At 40.5% G+C, this 15,187-nt stretch carries 13 protein-coding genes; 5 read left to right on the forward strand and 8 right to left on the reverse strand.

Features of this window, described 5'->3' with window-relative positions:
- Positions 1-97: 97 nt before the first annotated feature.
- The 3 genes from C1E24_RS05010 to nhaR form a co-directional block, all read right to left on the reverse strand.
- On the reverse strand, positions 98-562 hold the full coding sequence (locus C1E24_RS05010; protein WP_138479314.1) for a GNAT family N-acetyltransferase: 465 nt from the start codon (positions 560-562) through the stop codon (positions 98-100).
- 474 nt (positions 563-1,036) lie between these two features.
- Complete coding sequence (locus C1E24_RS05015; protein ID WP_138479316.1) at positions 1,037-1,987, reverse strand: class I SAM-dependent methyltransferase; 951 nt, start codon at positions 1,985-1,987, stop codon at positions 1,037-1,039.
- A gap of 83 nt (positions 1,988-2,070) precedes the next feature.
- Positions 2,071-2,964 carry a transcriptional activator NhaR gene (gene nhaR, locus C1E24_RS05020; protein WP_138479318.1) on the reverse strand — a complete coding sequence of 298 codons (894 nt, stop codon included), beginning with the start codon at positions 2,962-2,964 and terminating at the stop codon, positions 2,071-2,073.
- Positions 2,965-3,087: 123 nt separating this feature from the next.
- Here nhaR and C1E24_RS05025 point away from each other — a divergent pair, with 123 nt between their 5' ends.
- From C1E24_RS05025 to C1E24_RS05035, 3 genes are all read left to right on the forward strand, one after another.
- Positions 3,088-3,390 carry a hypothetical protein gene (locus C1E24_RS05025; RefSeq protein ID WP_138479320.1) on the forward strand — a complete coding sequence of 101 codons (303 nt, stop codon included), beginning with the start codon at positions 3,088-3,090 and terminating at the stop codon, positions 3,388-3,390.
- 138 nt (positions 3,391-3,528) lie between these two features.
- The gene (gene arfB / locus C1E24_RS05030; RefSeq protein WP_138479322.1) at positions 3,529-3,942 is read left to right on the forward strand and encodes an alternative ribosome rescue aminoacyl-tRNA hydrolase ArfB; all 414 of its coding nucleotides are present in this window, start codon (positions 3,529-3,531) and stop codon (positions 3,940-3,942) included.
- A gap of 331 nt (positions 3,943-4,273) precedes the next feature.
- On the forward strand, positions 4,274-4,813 hold the full coding sequence (locus C1E24_RS05035) for a hypothetical protein (RefSeq protein WP_138479324.1): 540 nt from the start codon (positions 4,274-4,276) through the stop codon (positions 4,811-4,813).
- A 377-nt stretch (positions 4,814-5,190) separates the two neighbouring features.
- Here the strand turns inward: C1E24_RS05035 and C1E24_RS05040 are convergent, their stop codons facing one another.
- Genes C1E24_RS05040 through C1E24_RS05055 form a run of 4 tightly spaced genes read right to left on the reverse strand, consistent with a single transcriptional unit; the run spans position 5,191 to position 8,460 of the window.
- Positions 5,191-6,429, reverse strand: a complete 1,239-nt coding sequence (locus C1E24_RS05040; RefSeq protein ID WP_138479326.1) for an ATP-binding protein — start codon at positions 6,427-6,429, stop codon at positions 5,191-5,193.
- Positions 6,430-6,435: 6 nt separating this feature from the next.
- On the reverse strand, positions 6,436-7,125 hold the full coding sequence (locus C1E24_RS05045) for a response regulator (RefSeq protein ID WP_138479327.1): 690 nt from the start codon (positions 7,123-7,125) through the stop codon (positions 6,436-6,438).
- Positions 7,125-7,535, reverse strand: coding sequence for a DUF3019 domain-containing protein (locus tag C1E24_RS05050; protein WP_171040787.1), 411 nt, complete (start codon positions 7,533-7,535; stop codon positions 7,125-7,127). The genes C1E24_RS05045 and C1E24_RS05050 overlap by 1 nt, the downstream gene beginning before the upstream one ends.
- Positions 7,525-8,460: a MipA/OmpV family protein gene (locus C1E24_RS05055; protein ID WP_171040790.1), complete on the reverse strand. Its 936-nt coding sequence runs from the start codon at positions 8,458-8,460 to the stop codon at positions 7,525-7,527. Before C1E24_RS05055 ends, C1E24_RS05050 begins: the two co-directional genes overlap by 11 nt.
- 174 nt (positions 8,461-8,634) lie before the next feature.
- Here C1E24_RS05055 and C1E24_RS05060 point away from each other — a divergent pair, with 174 nt between their 5' ends.
- Positions 8,635-10,680, forward strand: coding sequence for a beta-propeller domain-containing protein (locus tag C1E24_RS05060; RefSeq protein WP_171040791.1), 2,046 nt, complete (start codon positions 8,635-8,637; stop codon positions 10,678-10,680).
- Between the two features lie 473 nt (positions 10,681-11,153).
- Here C1E24_RS05060 and C1E24_RS05065 read toward each other — a convergent pair whose 3' ends face one another.
- Positions 11,154-13,331, reverse strand: coding sequence for a malate synthase G (locus C1E24_RS05065; protein WP_138479334.1), 2,178 nt, complete (start codon positions 13,329-13,331; stop codon positions 11,154-11,156).
- Positions 13,332-13,580: 249 nt separating this feature from the next.
- Here C1E24_RS05065 and C1E24_RS05070 point away from each other — a divergent pair, with 249 nt between their 5' ends.
- Positions 13,581-15,185 (forward strand): isocitrate lyase, encoded by a 1,605-nt coding sequence (locus C1E24_RS05070; protein ID WP_138479336.1) that lies wholly within the window; start codon positions 13,581-13,583, stop codon positions 15,183-15,185.
- Positions 15,186-15,187: the final 2 nt, after the last annotated feature.

The following is a 15,187-nucleotide window of genomic DNA, read 5'->3' on the forward strand; positions in this document are numbered from 1 at the left end:
TTAGAGTCAAACAATAAAAATAAATATAGAACACAAGGAAGGAAATTACTGCAAAAACTGCGATAAAGCCATTACAGCAGCTTACAGGTAATAAGGCTTAAGCCTTACTAAGAGGGAGCTCCATAAAAACACTCAGCGGGTTATCTCGATATAGACCAAAACGCTCACATCGCTTAAAACCTAAACTTTCGTATAAGCTGATTGCTTCAGCCTGCTTACTACCTGTTTCAAGACGCATTAGAGGAATTTGTGCTTCTCCGGCATAATGAAGCAGGGTTTGCATAATACGCTTAGATAAGCCCTTACCTCGATAAGCGGGTTTTACGTATAAACGTTTCAATTCGCCATATAGTGTTTTATCAAACTGCTTCACAATCGCACCACAAGCAACAATGCCATCTTCATTTAATAAGCCAATGGCACGAACATTGGGTTGCCGTAATTCAGATAAAGCAAGAGACTGATCACTGGCAATAGGATAGAGTGTATTCATCAGCCGATCGATCTCCGTAAATAACTCAATGGCATTGGGATCTTCTGGGTTTAAATCGACTAATTGCATATTACGTCAAATCCTATTTGATATCTAAAAGCAGCCATAAACTATACCTGCTTGATTTAAATGAACAAGTTAATTTAACCGATATAAACAACTATTTAACTTAAAAGTTAATGTAGATCAGAAAGCAAGATGCTTAAGTAAATTAACTGCATCGTCAAAACGACGCTGAAGTTAGTAAAAATTTGATCTTAAAATAAGATAAGGTCGTTAAAGTTAGTAAAATTTCGGTTTGTAGTTGAGGTTTGACCCTCGATTGTTTAAATAAATTCAATTTAATTCTAAAAAATAATGTGATTTTTCTTTTCTGAGAAGAAATTGTGACTCAGTACCTAGAAACCTCCCTGAATAACTTCAAGTAAGACAGAAAAATCGACCCTTTTAATATCCATAACCTGAGTTAGAATAATCGTGATCTAATCATCAAATTTGAAGTGTAAAGGGGCTTTACACTTCAAATTTAAACAGGAAAAGTATTTAGCTTCTCTCTGATTTGCCATCTAAAACAAATAATAAGCTTTTTAAACTGGCTTCTGGATCACTATCAATGAACTCAGGCGGGTTTTCTAAACGGTGCTGATAACGCATTGAAGGTGCATGTTCCGCCATTTCGTCAATTAAAAATTGAGAAGTCAGATCAGGATCATTCACGCAAGCAAGTACTTGCCCGTTTTCGCTGAGTAACTCATGTAAACGACGTAAAATCTTTTTATAATCTTTGGTCAGTGCAAAACTGCCTTTTTGAAAACTTGGCGGGTCAATGATAATCAAGTCGTAAGGTCCAAACTTTTTGACTTTCCCCCAAGATTTAAATAAGTCATACCCTAAGAATCGGACTTGTCTCAAATCATGCTCATTTAATTGATGGTTCACCCTGCCTTTTGACAGTGCCGCTTTGGCCATATCAAGATTCACAACACTTTGAGCATCACCAGCAATGGCTGCAACTGAAAAACCGCAGGTATAGGCAAAAAGGTTTAAAACACGCTTATTTTTACTGTTTTCTAATACCCACTTACGGCCATAGCGCATGTCTAAAAATAAGCCGTTATTTTGCTTTTGACCCAAATCGAGCTGAAACTTCAATCCGTTTTCAATGACATTTTGCTGATCTGTTAATTCACCAAAAACCACTTCTATCGGTGAGTTCATTTTAAATCGATACTGCAACAATACACTTTTGACTTGCGCCTGCCATGTATCTATCTGCAGCCATGCAGTAATATGCTGTTTTAACACGGACAGAAAATCTTCATCGACTTCTTTGAAAATTGAAATCAAGATTTGTCCATCAAGCCAGTCAATTGTTAATTGCTCAAGCCCTTCAAACGCTTTACCTCGGCCGTGAAATAAACGCCTTACTTCATTAGGCAAGGGAGAAAAATTAGCAAGATGAGAATCAAGGAATGAGATTGCTGAGGACTGCATAACGGGCTCAAAAAAGTAAATAGGGGCGTATTGTACTCACAAAAGCACAAAGCCCCTAATTTCTTTAGCTCAAGCTTATTTGATCAGCAGCTTTGTGCGTTTTTCACAAACTCTGAGTAAATTGAATCTTTAATGAGTCTATCAGGTGTAAATGCATAATAATGCTGATAAACATTTTCAATTGCACCCAAATAAGTCACATCAAGCGCTTTTTCGATTTCCTGCTTAATTGACAATGGCGCAGGAAAAATACCAAACCCTTGTTCGCCTAATGCTTTCATTAATGCACTGTCATCAACGTGACCCGCTACAGATACCTCTAACTCGAGGTCTTCTAACCAAAACTTAATCGCGCTTGTCACCGGACTGGTTTTAGCAGGTAAAATGACAGGCAGCTCACTCAGTAAATTAGGGAATTGCGTTTGTACACTGCTTTGTAAGCTGGCTTTACCAAAAAAGCCCAGTTGGCTCTTGCCTATCTCATGGCAAAAAGCCTTAAACGGCAGACTGCTATCTAATGGCTTATCAGCTAATACCAAATCAAGCTTGTGCGTGGCCATTTGCGCCAGTAGCTCCGCTTGTTGGCCGTCAATACAATGTAAATTCGAAATACGTTCATTTTCAATCAAAGGTGCTAGCCATTTAGATACCAAAGATTTAGGTAAAGAATCTGAGATTCCTACCCTAAGCGTTTTAGAGACATTGCTCATATCACCCTGAGTCGTCTCAAGCCACTCTTCGGCAATGGCAAACATATCATCAGCATACTGTTTAGTGACTTGACCAAACTCAGTTAGTCGTAAACCTCGCCCTTCACGTAAAAATAACGGTTTACCTAGTCTATGTTCAAGACTGGTAATTTGTGCACTGACCGTTTGTGGTGTCAGATGTAACACTTTACTGGCTGCCGCGATGCTGCCATGACGGCTTACTTGCCAAAAGTAGTAGAGGTGGTTGTAATTTATGTTGGTAATCATTCGATTTCACCGAACCCTAAGTAAGATTTAATCAGCTTTTTTCTTTTCTATTACATTAGTAGATTAATTCCATCGCTGCAATATATCGCGATAAAACTTTATAAACTGATTGGAATTTACACGATGAAACTGATTTTGACGCTACAAGACAAACTACAAAATGCTGCGACAAAAATGCAAATTTCACGTCTGGTGAATAGCAAACTGTCTAAGTACAGTAAAAACATCCGTAAAATTACTATCAATGTAAAAGACATACATCAAGATCAAGCCACCAGCATGCAACAATGCAACATTGAATTATTATTGCCTGGCTTGCCTAGTATGCAGATAAAAGCCAAGGGTAAAGACTTATTACAAGCAACAAAACGCGCTCTTCAGTATTCACAACAACAATTAGCGCATAAGTACCAACTAGGCCACTAATTCCCAAGCACTTGCCATGGCAAGGATGCCGTGATTTTTCTTAAACAATTGCTTGGACACGCCATATCTTCAAAACTGCAAACATCTACTGCCAACATGTTAAACTCTTAATATTAAGTAAAAACCACGAGACGTGACATGTTAGTTTTATCCAACAATGTTGAAATTCCAGCTTGGCAATTAGAATTCAGCGCGATCCGCGCCCAAGGCGCTGGGGGTCAAAACGTCAATAAAGTATCAACCGCCATTCATTTAAAGTTCGATATTAAACGTTCATCGTTGCCACAATTTTATAAAGAAAGGCTACTTGCGCTAAAAGACTCTAGGATCACCAAAGAGGGAGTCATTGTCATCAAAGCGCAATCTCACCGTAGCCAAGAAATGAATAAAGAAGAATCATTAGAGCGCTTAAAGGCCCTTATTTTAGATGCAATTAAAGTTCAAAAGGCACGAAGAGATACAAAACCAACCCGAAGCTCACAACGTAAACGCGTCGATAGCAAAGTCAAAAAAGGTCAAACAAAACAACTTCGCAAGCGCGTTGATTACTAATACCAATAATACTTAATCATTTTTAGGGACTAAAGTTGCCGCTAACGGCGTTAAAAATTTCTCATTTACGACTGCATGGATGCAGAAGGTAGTGCAATGCAGGAGCAATTGCCGAGAACAACTAAATAGCAAAATTTTTGCCCTGTTATCGATAAACTTTCCTACCCTCAAAATAGCTCACTTAATTAAGTGGATTGGTATAAAAACACTCCTTACACCCATTTTAGATATTATTTATTGCAGATAGCGGGTAAATTGTTTAATAATAATGCCGTTAAAAAGTATTAGACTTTTTAAAATTAAGGTAAGCCAAAAACGACTAGGACGAAATATGAAAACTCAACTCGCGTTATTATTCACCTCTATTACGGCACTATCAGGCTGTTCAACAACTACTGTTGAACGAACTGTAAAAGACGGCGTTAACGGTGCAATAAACGGTATCCTTGGTTCTACAAGCCCATCATCTCCTGTAACAAACACACCTAATCAATCTGGTAATTACTCAGTAAAACGTGAAAAGATTTACATACTCGATGCCAAGAAAACATCTAGAGACTATGGTCAAACAACAATTAGTAAATCTGAACGTAACCCAAATGATAAGACAAGACTCACAATAGAGCGCTCTTTTCACCCTCGTATAGGTAATGTCGCATTCGAAGCTTACTTATATGAGTACTCACCTGAAGGCTGGTTAGTCAAAACAAGAACTAAGTTTGATACGACCTTTAATGAAAATATTACACTGCCTGCTGGTAAGTATTACATTAAAGCTCAAACCAGAGGTGTTGACAGAAAATCCTATGCAACAGGTACGATTACCATAGACCCGTTCGTCACAAATTACATCACCTTAGAGTTTGAATAATTTAAGCTAGGGCGTGTTTATCTTTGAGGTATGAATTTTGTTCAAATCAAAGGCTTTCAATACACGAAATGAGCTACGAAGCATAGGTTGCCCCGCATAATGGGTTATGTGAGTGGCGAATGACAAAGTAGTGGAAGCCTTTGGTTGAACTCTCCGAGCAGCGCGAGTTGGCCATTTATTCGGCGTTATCGGCTTACTTACATAGAATAACTATGCGGGGCAACCCTTGCTACGAAGCCTCTGCGGGGCAGCCCCTGCCTGGCCTAAATACCCAACTCACTGCTGCAAAAACAAACAGCAAAGGTCAACACGCCCTTACAACAAAGGCCTTAATTAAGGCCTTTGTTGTTTTTAGAACAGTTTATAAATCTTACCTTTCAGACTTTGATAAAGCGCATTTTTGGCAGTGTGATCACGAAACTCGCGCCACCAAGTTTACTTTTTGCGACCACACATTGTCCTTTATGCCAGCTCACAATTTTTTTCACTATGGCTAAACCAAGTCCATAACCACCAAGGTGCTTATTGCGGCTCTTTTCTAATCGAACAAAAGGCATAAACACGCTATCGAATTGGTCTTCCGCTATCCCTTCACCATCATCTTCAACCGTAATAATAACCTGCTGTTCAACCTCTCTCAAAGACACATCAATTTGGCTAGCACCATATTTATCAGCATTTTGCAGCAAATTTTGTAGTACACGGGCAAGGTAATGTGCATTGGCATTGACTGTAATACCAGATGAAATAGATGTGGTAATTTCTTTACTGCTAGGCCCTTGCAGCTTATCAAGCTGCGCCTGCATTAGCTCTGATAGATCAAACTCTTCACGACTAAACTGCTCACCCGCGATTTCTAAACGTGCGTAACTGAGCATTTCATCGATTAATGACTCCATTTCTTGTACGTCTTGTTGCATACCTGAGATTTGCTCAGGCTGCGCGCTTTGCAGCATAGCTAGAGCAAACTTTAGTCTCGCAAGCGGAGTGCGCAATTCATGAGAAACCGCATTAACGAGCTGCTTTTGATCAGTCATCAAATTAGCCACTTTTTGCGCCATGATATGAAATTGCTCGGTGAGATCAGAAATAGCAGAAAAACGTGAAGCCTTGCGCTCTACGCTTAAGTTCCCTTGCGCTAATTGCTCAGTGACCCGTTTAAACTGCATCAGATCAAGCCATAGTGGCCGTAACCAAACAATCAACAATAACCCAAGTACCAGAAAAGAAATGAATTTAAACAGATATAGTTTATTTGATGCTGGCTCTGAAGGTAAAAATGGTCCTAGTTGAACTAAGGTATAATTATCAAAAAGTAAAAAACTCAATAATGCCTGACCTTGGGCATTATAAGTTGTCAGCACTTCACCATTTAATAATTGAGTGCGTTGCTCATCTAACCATGCAATGCTATCAATATCTAACCCTTGATAACTCGCCTGAAGCTGTTCAGGCGCTGTAATGTGTGCTTGCATCACATGCGCTACTTGTTTGGCATGACGAAGTTCATCTGGCTCGTGTGTCACCCAATTTTGCCAAACATAATCACTGGCTTGATTAATAACGACAATACTGATGATGACCACCAAATAAAGACTAATTAGAAGTCGAATCACGCTTGATTAATCCCAAGCCGACTTGGAGCATAAATAACCTTTCCCCCACACTGTAATGAGTCTAAATGGTTGCTCTAAGTTATCTCCTAGCTTTTTGCGAAGACGAGAAATACGCACATCAACACTGCGATCAAGTCCATCATATTCTCTGCCTACAACATGTTTATAGATAAACTCTCTGCTTTGAGTTTCGCCAGCATTGCTTGCTAGCGCCCACAATAAGTCAAACTCATAACTGGTTAGTTCAACCTCCTCGCTATCAAGGTAAACTCGGCGGTCAGCTTTATCTATTTGTAGCTTACCTAAAGACAAAGAGTCTTTATTCTTCGTCTTAGTCTGACAACGACGGAGTAGGGCATTCAAACGCGCCAATAGCACAAAAGGCTCAACAGGCTTGATGACATAATCGTCAGCCCCAATCTCGAGTCCTTTTACCTGATCAAAATCACTGTCTTTGGCACTTAAAAATAATACAGGCCCAGAATACTCGTCTTTAATGGCACGGCAAATACTAAACCCATCTTGATTCGGTAACATAATATCTAAAATCACGATATCGGGTTGCATAGCAATGATCTGCTTAGCGGCGTCAGCCCCATCATGGATCATCTCCACTTCAAACCCATTTGCTTTTAAAAATTGTGCAGTCAAAGTGGCTAAGCGAACATCGTCTTCAACTAAGATAACTTTAGACATTAAAATAAACTCCAATCAGACTTTAACTTTCGGCGGTACTTTCGACTACTCAATGCATGCACTTTAATTGTTTGTTCAACCAATGTGCGTTCCTTTGAGTCTCGCAGGCTAAATACCATGGTTTTATCGAGTGTCACATCAAGCATTTCAGATACTTGATTTTGCTTAGCCCAACACTTCAGTTGCTGTTTATCCTGAAACAAACACACACTCTGCGGCATAGTTGACTGCCAAGTCACGTTCGCTTTCATTTGGCATGCTTCACCTAAACTTTTTACAACGCAGGTGATAGGTTTAATAGCAAGAGAGGTCACATGCTGATTGCCGTGTTCAGAAGCGCTTTGCGCATTTGCAAGAGAGGTGAATAAACAACTCGAAACCAATATGAATAATGGGCGACTAAAACTCATAAAGTCCCCCGATAAATACATAATCTTGGTGCTTATCATTCACTAATGGGCTATCAGTTATCGCACTCGATAAGAAAGTACGCTTGGCACTGAACTTAAACTGCCACCGTTTGTTAATCCGGTAATTAAATACCGTCCCAAGAAAAGGCGACACACCTTGCTTACCCTGATAAAAGTACGCTTGCTCTACGTTATCTTTACTATTCAGACCATAGTAATAGTCATTAAGCTCAGCACTTTGCCAGTCAAATCCAGCTGAAAGCTGCAGTTTCGCAGGCCAATCAAAAGCAGCAAGCTGGTATTTATAACTGGCTTTAATATGTTGCCCTTTATAAACGCCACTGACATCATGTAACCACTGAGCGGTTATTTTATGTTGTTTACCTATATACCAATGGGCAAGTACACCGGCATCTATAGCCCAATCGCGCTTGGCAATATCATCTAAAGTTGGAAGACGTTTTGGTTCAGCAGGTTTATCTGTATCAGGGAAAAGGTCTTCAGACCCATCAGAATCAGGAGAGGTTGGCACCTCAGAGTTTCCACCATCACTCAGTGCCCCATCAACGCCAATAATATTACCGGCATGCAGCCGATTAAAATGCTTTTGCTCACCATTGAGTTCTAAAATAGCACTTATGTCAAAGTGTTCAGCTTCTTGAAATGTATAACCAAGTGTGGTGTTTTCAAGAAAAAACTGTTCATTGTAGTAACTGACATAAGGCACCACAATGAGAGGAATATTTTCGCCACCTTGCAAAGGGTTTGTCAGTACACCGCCCCCAACAGCTAACGACACCTGCCATTGACCAATTTCGATACATTCCTCATTGGCTTGCAAGCAAGTTGCTGGCTCAGCAGCTAAACCTAATCGTGGCGTTGTTAACGCAGCCAACAACAATAAATACTTTAAAGAAGCTTTCAAAATCAAACCTTTCTATTTCCCTGACTATAATTTACCACTCCTAAGTTATTTTTCTACGCTCGGTTACATTAAATAACAATTCGTCTAGCTAAAATAACAGATATTCTAGACAGGCTGATTAAGATTAAAAAATACACAACGACTTTTAACTTAATCACTTTCAAGGAGCCCAAAGTGAAACGTTCTCTTTTACTTAGTTCACTGACATTAGGTATTTTAATCGGCTGTGGGGGTAGTAATAACACAGATACACCACCAATAGATGAACAAAGAATTCCAAAATTAAATGATATAAAAGTATCGGCAGCGCCACTTATCAAAGCATCTGAGTTTCAATTTTCTCAAAACCTTAAGAACGGATTATTCAAACGTTATCAAGCGCGCCTTTCAAGCTATGACGCACCAGAAAACGATGCAACCGCTTCGCCTTCAACATCAAAAGACTTCTCTCAAACAAATCAACAAGAGCAAAATGTTGATGAAGCTGACAGAATTAAATATGACGGTGAGTTTTTATTTATTGCGGCTAATTCATTTCACGATATAGATCATGATTCAAATGAAGGTGAAAACTATATTCGTATTATGCAACGCAATGAAAAGGGTGAAATGAACCCGATACAAAACCTGACTTATTCTGACGTACACAGTTCAGACCAACAGCTCTACCTTCATGATAATACACTCGCTATTTTAAATTTTTCACCTAGCTACTTTTCATTCCCCATAGCAAATGACATGGCAGCGACTGTAGAGCCATTTTTCTATTACGGTGATAATGAATTTGAGTTAAGCCTGGTTGATGTCAGTCAACCTAGTCAAGCCGCCATCAAGCACCAATTTAAAATTGAAGGAGGATTAATCGATAGCAGAGTTATTGATGGGTCTCTTTACCTAGTGAGCAACTACCACCCTAATTTTACTGGATTTGATACGAGTAATAATGATGAAGCGACTGTGCTGGCAAACTATCAAAACCTCAGTAAAGTGCAACTGGCTGAACTGACACCTAACATTACTAATACAGCCACTCAGGATAGTGAGGAGTTGGTCACGCCAGATAACTGTTATATTTCATCTGATACATCAGATAAAGATGGATTCGACAGTATTATTACTATCACTAAAGTTAATTTAAGTAACCCTGAACAAAGGGAGTCACTTTGTATAAATACGAATATCTATGGGATATATGCTTCAGAGAACGCACTCTATACACATGGTACTGTATCTCAAGATGATACCGTAAAAACCGTTATTCATAAGTTTGACTTGGCTAGCGATACCCTTGAATACACAGCAACAGGCGCTGTCGAAGGGCACTTAGGTAGAGGGCCTGAGAATTTAAGATTCAGCGAATTTAATAACGATTTGCGTATTGTCACCACAACTAATTTACCGTTTAACGAGTCTGCTGGTTTCTCGCCATTTAAACATCAGTTATTTGTTTTACAACAACAAGAGAACTCATTAGCGCCCATTGCAAAACTGCCTAACGATACGTATCCCACTCCCATCGGCAAAACCAATGAGCAGGGCTTAGTTGATGAGAATATTTATGCAGTTCGTTTTTCTGAAGATAGAGCGTTTATCGTGACGTTTAGACAAATAGACCCACTTTATGTCGTCGATTTAGCTGATAAAACAAAGCCTAAAATTGCAGGCGCATTAGAGATCCCTGGGTATTCAGCCTACTTGCATCCGGTCAGTGAAAACTTACTGCTTGGTATCGGACAAAATATTCAAGATTGGCAGGCTCCAAATGCGCAAGAGGTTGAAAATGGCGCCAAAGTCACACTCTTTGATATTTCAGATATCACAAATCCGAAAGTCGTTAATGAGAAAGTATTTGCAAATGCTTACACTCCTGCAGAGTGGGACTATAAATCACTCAGCTTTTTGGCGACCGGATCAGGGGTATTACGATTCACCATGCCTGTAGAGACATGGCAAAGTCAATCTGATAACAACACTTCATATTTATGGCATAGAGTGAGTGAGCTTGCTTCATTTGAAATAGATACAACAGAAGCGCCCGCACTTAATTACCTTGGTAGCAGCAAAGTAGATTATTCAAGTATTAGCTCAGAGAGCGCGCCATATGTATGGGGTGGATTAGACAGGGCTGTAATTCATAGCGATGATTTATATTACATTCATGGCAATTACATCTGGCATAGTTTATGGCAAACGCCGAGTGACAATAAAGGTCCACTCTAACAATAAAGTTTACGCATAATGCCCTAATTGGGTATTACCAAAGCTGGCAAATGCCAGCTTTTTTTTATTTTGGAATGCACGAATACCGGTGCTCGATTGCGTTGAGAAACTAAATTTTACCCTAGTTTAGTCAGAGATGTTTTACTAACTTGTAAAGGGGCTTTACATACTTAAAGAGGAGTAATGAGATATAAAAAAGGCGGAGGGAAACTGAGAAAACCCTCCGCCTCAAGCGTACTCTTTAACTGAATCGATACTCATCAACTAATACGGGCGATTAGTAATAAGTCCACCTTTTCAAGGGAAAAGAAAGTACATCACTTAAAACAGTTGTTACAATATAACAAAAACAAAAGTGTTACAACATCACATTTTGAGTTTTTTTAATTAATTATATTTTTATGAGTAATAAACAAAAAATGCCAACTTTACGTTGGCATCAATCTAGGAAAGAAATTGGTTAAATGAGCGCTTTAGTTATTTGCCGCTTTGTATTTAAGGCGGTAACTATGTAACAGTGGCTCAGTATAGCCATTAGGTTGCTGTTCACCTTCGAATACCAAGGCTAACGCAGCTTGATAAGCAAGATTACTTGTTAGGCTCTCATTACTTGATGCCATTGGCGTATAGTGTGTGTCGTGCTGATTTTGCGTATCGACCACTTCGGCCATCTTGGCAAATGTCGCCTGCACTTGCTCTGGTGTACAAATGCCATGTTTCAACCAGTTTGCGATATGCTGGCTTGAAATACGTAAAGTCGCTCTGTCTTCCATTAAACCAATATGATTAATATCTGGTACTTTTGAACAACCAACACCTTGGTCTATCCAACGTACTACATAACCCAAAATACCTTGTGCATTATTCTCAAGTTCAGATTGAATATCTTCTTTACTTAGCTCTACATCAAGCAACAAAGGTGGCGTTAATAAGTCGTCGAGTGACGCTTGTTGACGCGCTTGCAGTTCAGTCTGAATAGCAAAAACATCCACTTGATGATAATGCATCGCATGCAGCGTTGCCGCTGTTGGAGAAGGCACCCAAGCCGTATTGGCACCAGATTTAGGATGATCCAACTTTTGTTCCATCATCATTGCCATTTTATCTGGCATCGGCCACATGCCTTTACCGATCTGCGCCTTGCCACTGAAACCACACTTCAGACCAATATCGACATTCTGATCTTCATACGCCGCTATCCAAGGTTGTGCCTTGATCTGAGCTTTAGGCAATACCGGACCCGCGACCATTGAAGTGTGAATTTCATCACCCGTTCTGTCCAAAAACCCTGTGTTAATAAATACCACGCGAGATTTAGCTTGATTAATACACGTCATTAAATTCACGGAAGTGCGACGCTCTTCGTCCATAATACCCATTTTTAATGTGTTTTCTGGCAAACCTAATAAACTTTCAACACGAGAGAATAGGGTATTGGTAAAGGCGACTTCTTCTGGACCATGCATCTTAGGTTTAACGATATTTACACTCGCTGCCGTCGAATTTTTAAATGGGCTGTTGCCTTGTAGATCATGCATTGCACACAGCGACGTGATCACCGCATCCATGATACCCTCAAAGATCTCTTCACCATTTTGATCTAAGATCGCAGGGTTCGTCATTAAATGCCCTACATTACGCACAAACATCATGCTACGACCTTTCAAGCTCAAACGCTCACCACTCTTACTGGTATATTCGCGATCGGTTGCTAAGCTGCGCGTCAGTTCTTGACCATCTTTTATAAACGTATCCGTCAAGGTACCTTTCATCAAGCCCAGCCAGTTACTGTAAACACTGACTTTATCTTCAGCATCAACAGCGGCCACAGAGTCTTCACAGTCCATGATGGTCGTTAACGCGGCTTCAAGTAATACGTCTTTGATCCCCGCTTTGTCGGCTTGTCCGATAGGGTTATGTGGGTCAATTTGAATTTCGATGTGTAAATCATGATGCTTGAACAATAAAGCCGTTGGATTCTGTGCTTGACCTTGATAACCCACAAGCTGTGCAGGTGTCGATAGTGAGACTTGCGAGCTGTCATTCAACGTAACAACTAGTTGTTCGTCAAGCACTGAGTAATTAGTACTCTCAATATGAGAGCCTGATTGCAGCGGCAGGGCAATATCTAAAAATTGTCTAGCGTAAGCCATTACTTTAAAGCCACGCACCGGATTATACGCTTTTTGCTTTTCAGCGCCGTCTTTTTCTGACAATAAATCCGTGCCGTACAAAGCATCATAGAGCGAGCCCCACCTTGCATTCGCCGCATTCAATGCAAAACGTGCATTGCTTACAGGCACAACCAGCTGTGGGGCTGCTGTAAGCGCAACCTCAGGTTCAACGTGTTCAGTTGTAATTGTTGCTTCTTCTGGCTCAGGTACTAGATAACCTATTTCAGTCAAAAATGATTTATAAGCCTCAGCATCCCATTGCACTTGCTGCTTATGGAAGGCATCAATCTGCAACTGCAGCGTATCGCGCTTTGTCAGTAATGATTTATTGATTGGTGTAAGTTCATTGACCAGATCAGCAAAACCTTGCCAAAAAGCCTCTGCTTGCAAACCGGTGCCGGGCAAAGCCTGTTGATTAACGAAGTCATAAAGTTGCTGATCTATGGTTAAGCCAGCTTGTTGAACTGTTGCACTCATGAATATCTTCCTAAGCATAAAATTTGAACGGGTTTAGACAAACCATATCTTAAAAACAGCGAAAACCTAACCCCTAGGCCATTCATAAAAAGAATACCCAGGATAACAACTATAAATTTAAAAAATCACAAAAATCGGCCTAGTGTTGAATTAAGCGCCAAACAGAGCAAATAACCAACAGCTTTATGGTGTCACTCTCATAAACATGAATAAAAAGTTACACAGCAACCCGTTCGAAGGATTTTTATTATGACTAGCTATCAATCAAAACTTGACCACTTCAGCACACTTTGCCAAACACAGGGCAATACGTGGCAATCAATCAGTCCTGAGTTTGCAAGCCGCATGAATTTGCAAAACCGCTTTAAAACAGGCTTAGACATCGCAAAGTACACTGCAAAAGTGATGCGTGAAGACATGGCGGCCTATGACGCAGATAGCAGTCAATACACCCAATCTCTAGGGTGTTGGCACGGCTTCACTGCACAGCAAATGATGATGGCAGTTAAGCGTCATCAAAAAACCACAAAGCGCTCTTACGTTTACCTAAGTGGCTGGATGGTTGCGGCACTTCGCTCTGAATTTGGTCCACTACCAGACCAAAGTATGCATGAAAAAACCTCTGTGCCTGCACTTATCGAAGAAATCTATACTTTCTTGAAGCAAGCAGATGCACGTGAACTAGATCACCTATACAAAGAGCTAGATGAAGCAAAAGCAAACGGCGGCGACGTTGAAGCGGTACTAAGCAAAATCGACAACTTCGAAACACATGTAGTACCAATTATTGCAGATATCGACGCAGGTTTCGGTAACGAAGAAGCAACTTATCTACTGGCTAAGAAAATGATTGAGGCGGGCGCATGTGCCATCCAAATTGAAAACCAGGTATCTGATGCAAAACAATGTGGTCACCAAGCTGGTAAAGTAACTGTGCCACACGAAGACTTCTTAGCAAAAATCAACGCTGTTCGTTATGCATTCCTTGAGCTAGGTGTTGAAGATGGTGTGATTGTTGCACGTACTGATTCATTAGGTGCAAGCCTGACACAAAAAGTGCCAGTATCTAAAACACCAGGTGATTTAGCTAGCCAGTACACTGCATTCTTAGACACAACGCCAATCTCTGGCGGTGCGGATCTAGAAGAAGGAGAGATGGCAATTAAGCTAAACGGTGAACTTTGCAAGCCAGTACGTCTAGACAATGGTTTATACCAATTCAAAGAAGGCACAGAAAAAGACCGCGTAGTATTAGATTGTGTGACTAGCCTACAATCAGGTGCTGATTTACTATGGATTGAAACTGAAAAACCTCACGTTAAACAAATCGCTGAGCTTGTTAATCGCGTTCGTGAGCAAGTACCAAACGCGAAGCTAGTATACAACAACTCACCGTCATTCAACTGGACGCTTAAGTTCCGCGAGCAAGTATACGCAGAGTGGCAGGCACAAGGTAAAGACCTATCTGCTTATCCAGATCCGTCTCAAGACATCAAAGCATTGATGGCACCTGAGCTTGATAGCTCAGAGCTTGCAGCAGCGGCAGATGTACTAGTACAAAACTTCCAAAAGGATGGCGCACGTGAAGCGGGTATTTTCCACCACTTAATCACGCTACCGACTTATCACACGGCCGCACTAAGCACAGATATTCTTGCTGAAGGCTACTTCGGTGACCTAGGCATGCTGGCTTACGTACGAGATGTTCAACGTCAAGAAATCCGCCGTGAGCAAGCATCAGTGAAGCACCAAGACCTAGCAGGTTCAAACATCGGTGATACACACAAAGAATATTTCTCTGGTGAAAATGCGCTAAAAGCAGGTGGTGAAGCCAACACCATGAACCAGTTCTAATT

The sequence above is a fragment of the Pseudoalteromonas phenolica genome (assembly GCF_005876835.1).
Taxonomy (GTDB): domain Bacteria; phylum Pseudomonadota; class Gammaproteobacteria; order Enterobacterales; family Alteromonadaceae; genus Pseudoalteromonas; species Pseudoalteromonas phenolica_B.

Excerpts from the sequence above, each read along its gene's own strand:
- C1E24_RS05065 (WP_138479334.1), bottom strand. The coding sequence starts at position 13,331 with ATGAGTGCAACAGTTCAACAAGCTGGCTTAACCATAGATCAGCAACTT.
- nhaR (WP_138479318.1), bottom strand. The coding sequence starts at position 2,964 with ATGATTACCAACATAAATTACAACCACCTCTACTACTTTTGGCAAGTA.
- C1E24_RS05010 (WP_138479314.1), bottom strand. The coding sequence starts at position 562 with ATGCAATTAGTCGATTTAAACCCAGAAGATCCCAATGCCATTGAGTTA.
- C1E24_RS05035 (WP_138479324.1), top strand. The coding sequence starts at position 4,274 with ATGAAAACTCAACTCGCGTTATTATTCACCTCTATTACGGCACTATCA.
- C1E24_RS05045 (WP_138479327.1), bottom strand. The coding sequence starts at position 7,125 with ATGTCTAAAGTTATCTTAGTTGAAGACGATGTTCGCTTAGCCACTTTG.
- C1E24_RS05025 (WP_138479320.1), top strand. The coding sequence starts at position 3,088 with ATGAAACTGATTTTGACGCTACAAGACAAACTACAAAATGCTGCGACA.
- C1E24_RS05050 (WP_171040787.1), bottom strand. The coding sequence starts at position 7,535 with ATGAGTTTTAGTCGCCCATTATTCATATTGGTTTCGAGTTGTTTATTC.
- C1E24_RS05015 (WP_138479316.1), bottom strand. The coding sequence starts at position 1,987 with ATGCAGTCCTCAGCAATCTCATTCCTTGATTCTCATCTTGCTAATTTT.
- arfB (WP_138479322.1), top strand. The coding sequence starts at position 3,529 with ATGTTAGTTTTATCCAACAATGTTGAAATTCCAGCTTGGCAATTAGAA.
- C1E24_RS05070 (WP_138479336.1), top strand. The coding sequence starts at position 13,581 with ATGACTAGCTATCAATCAAAACTTGACCACTTCAGCACACTTTGCCAA.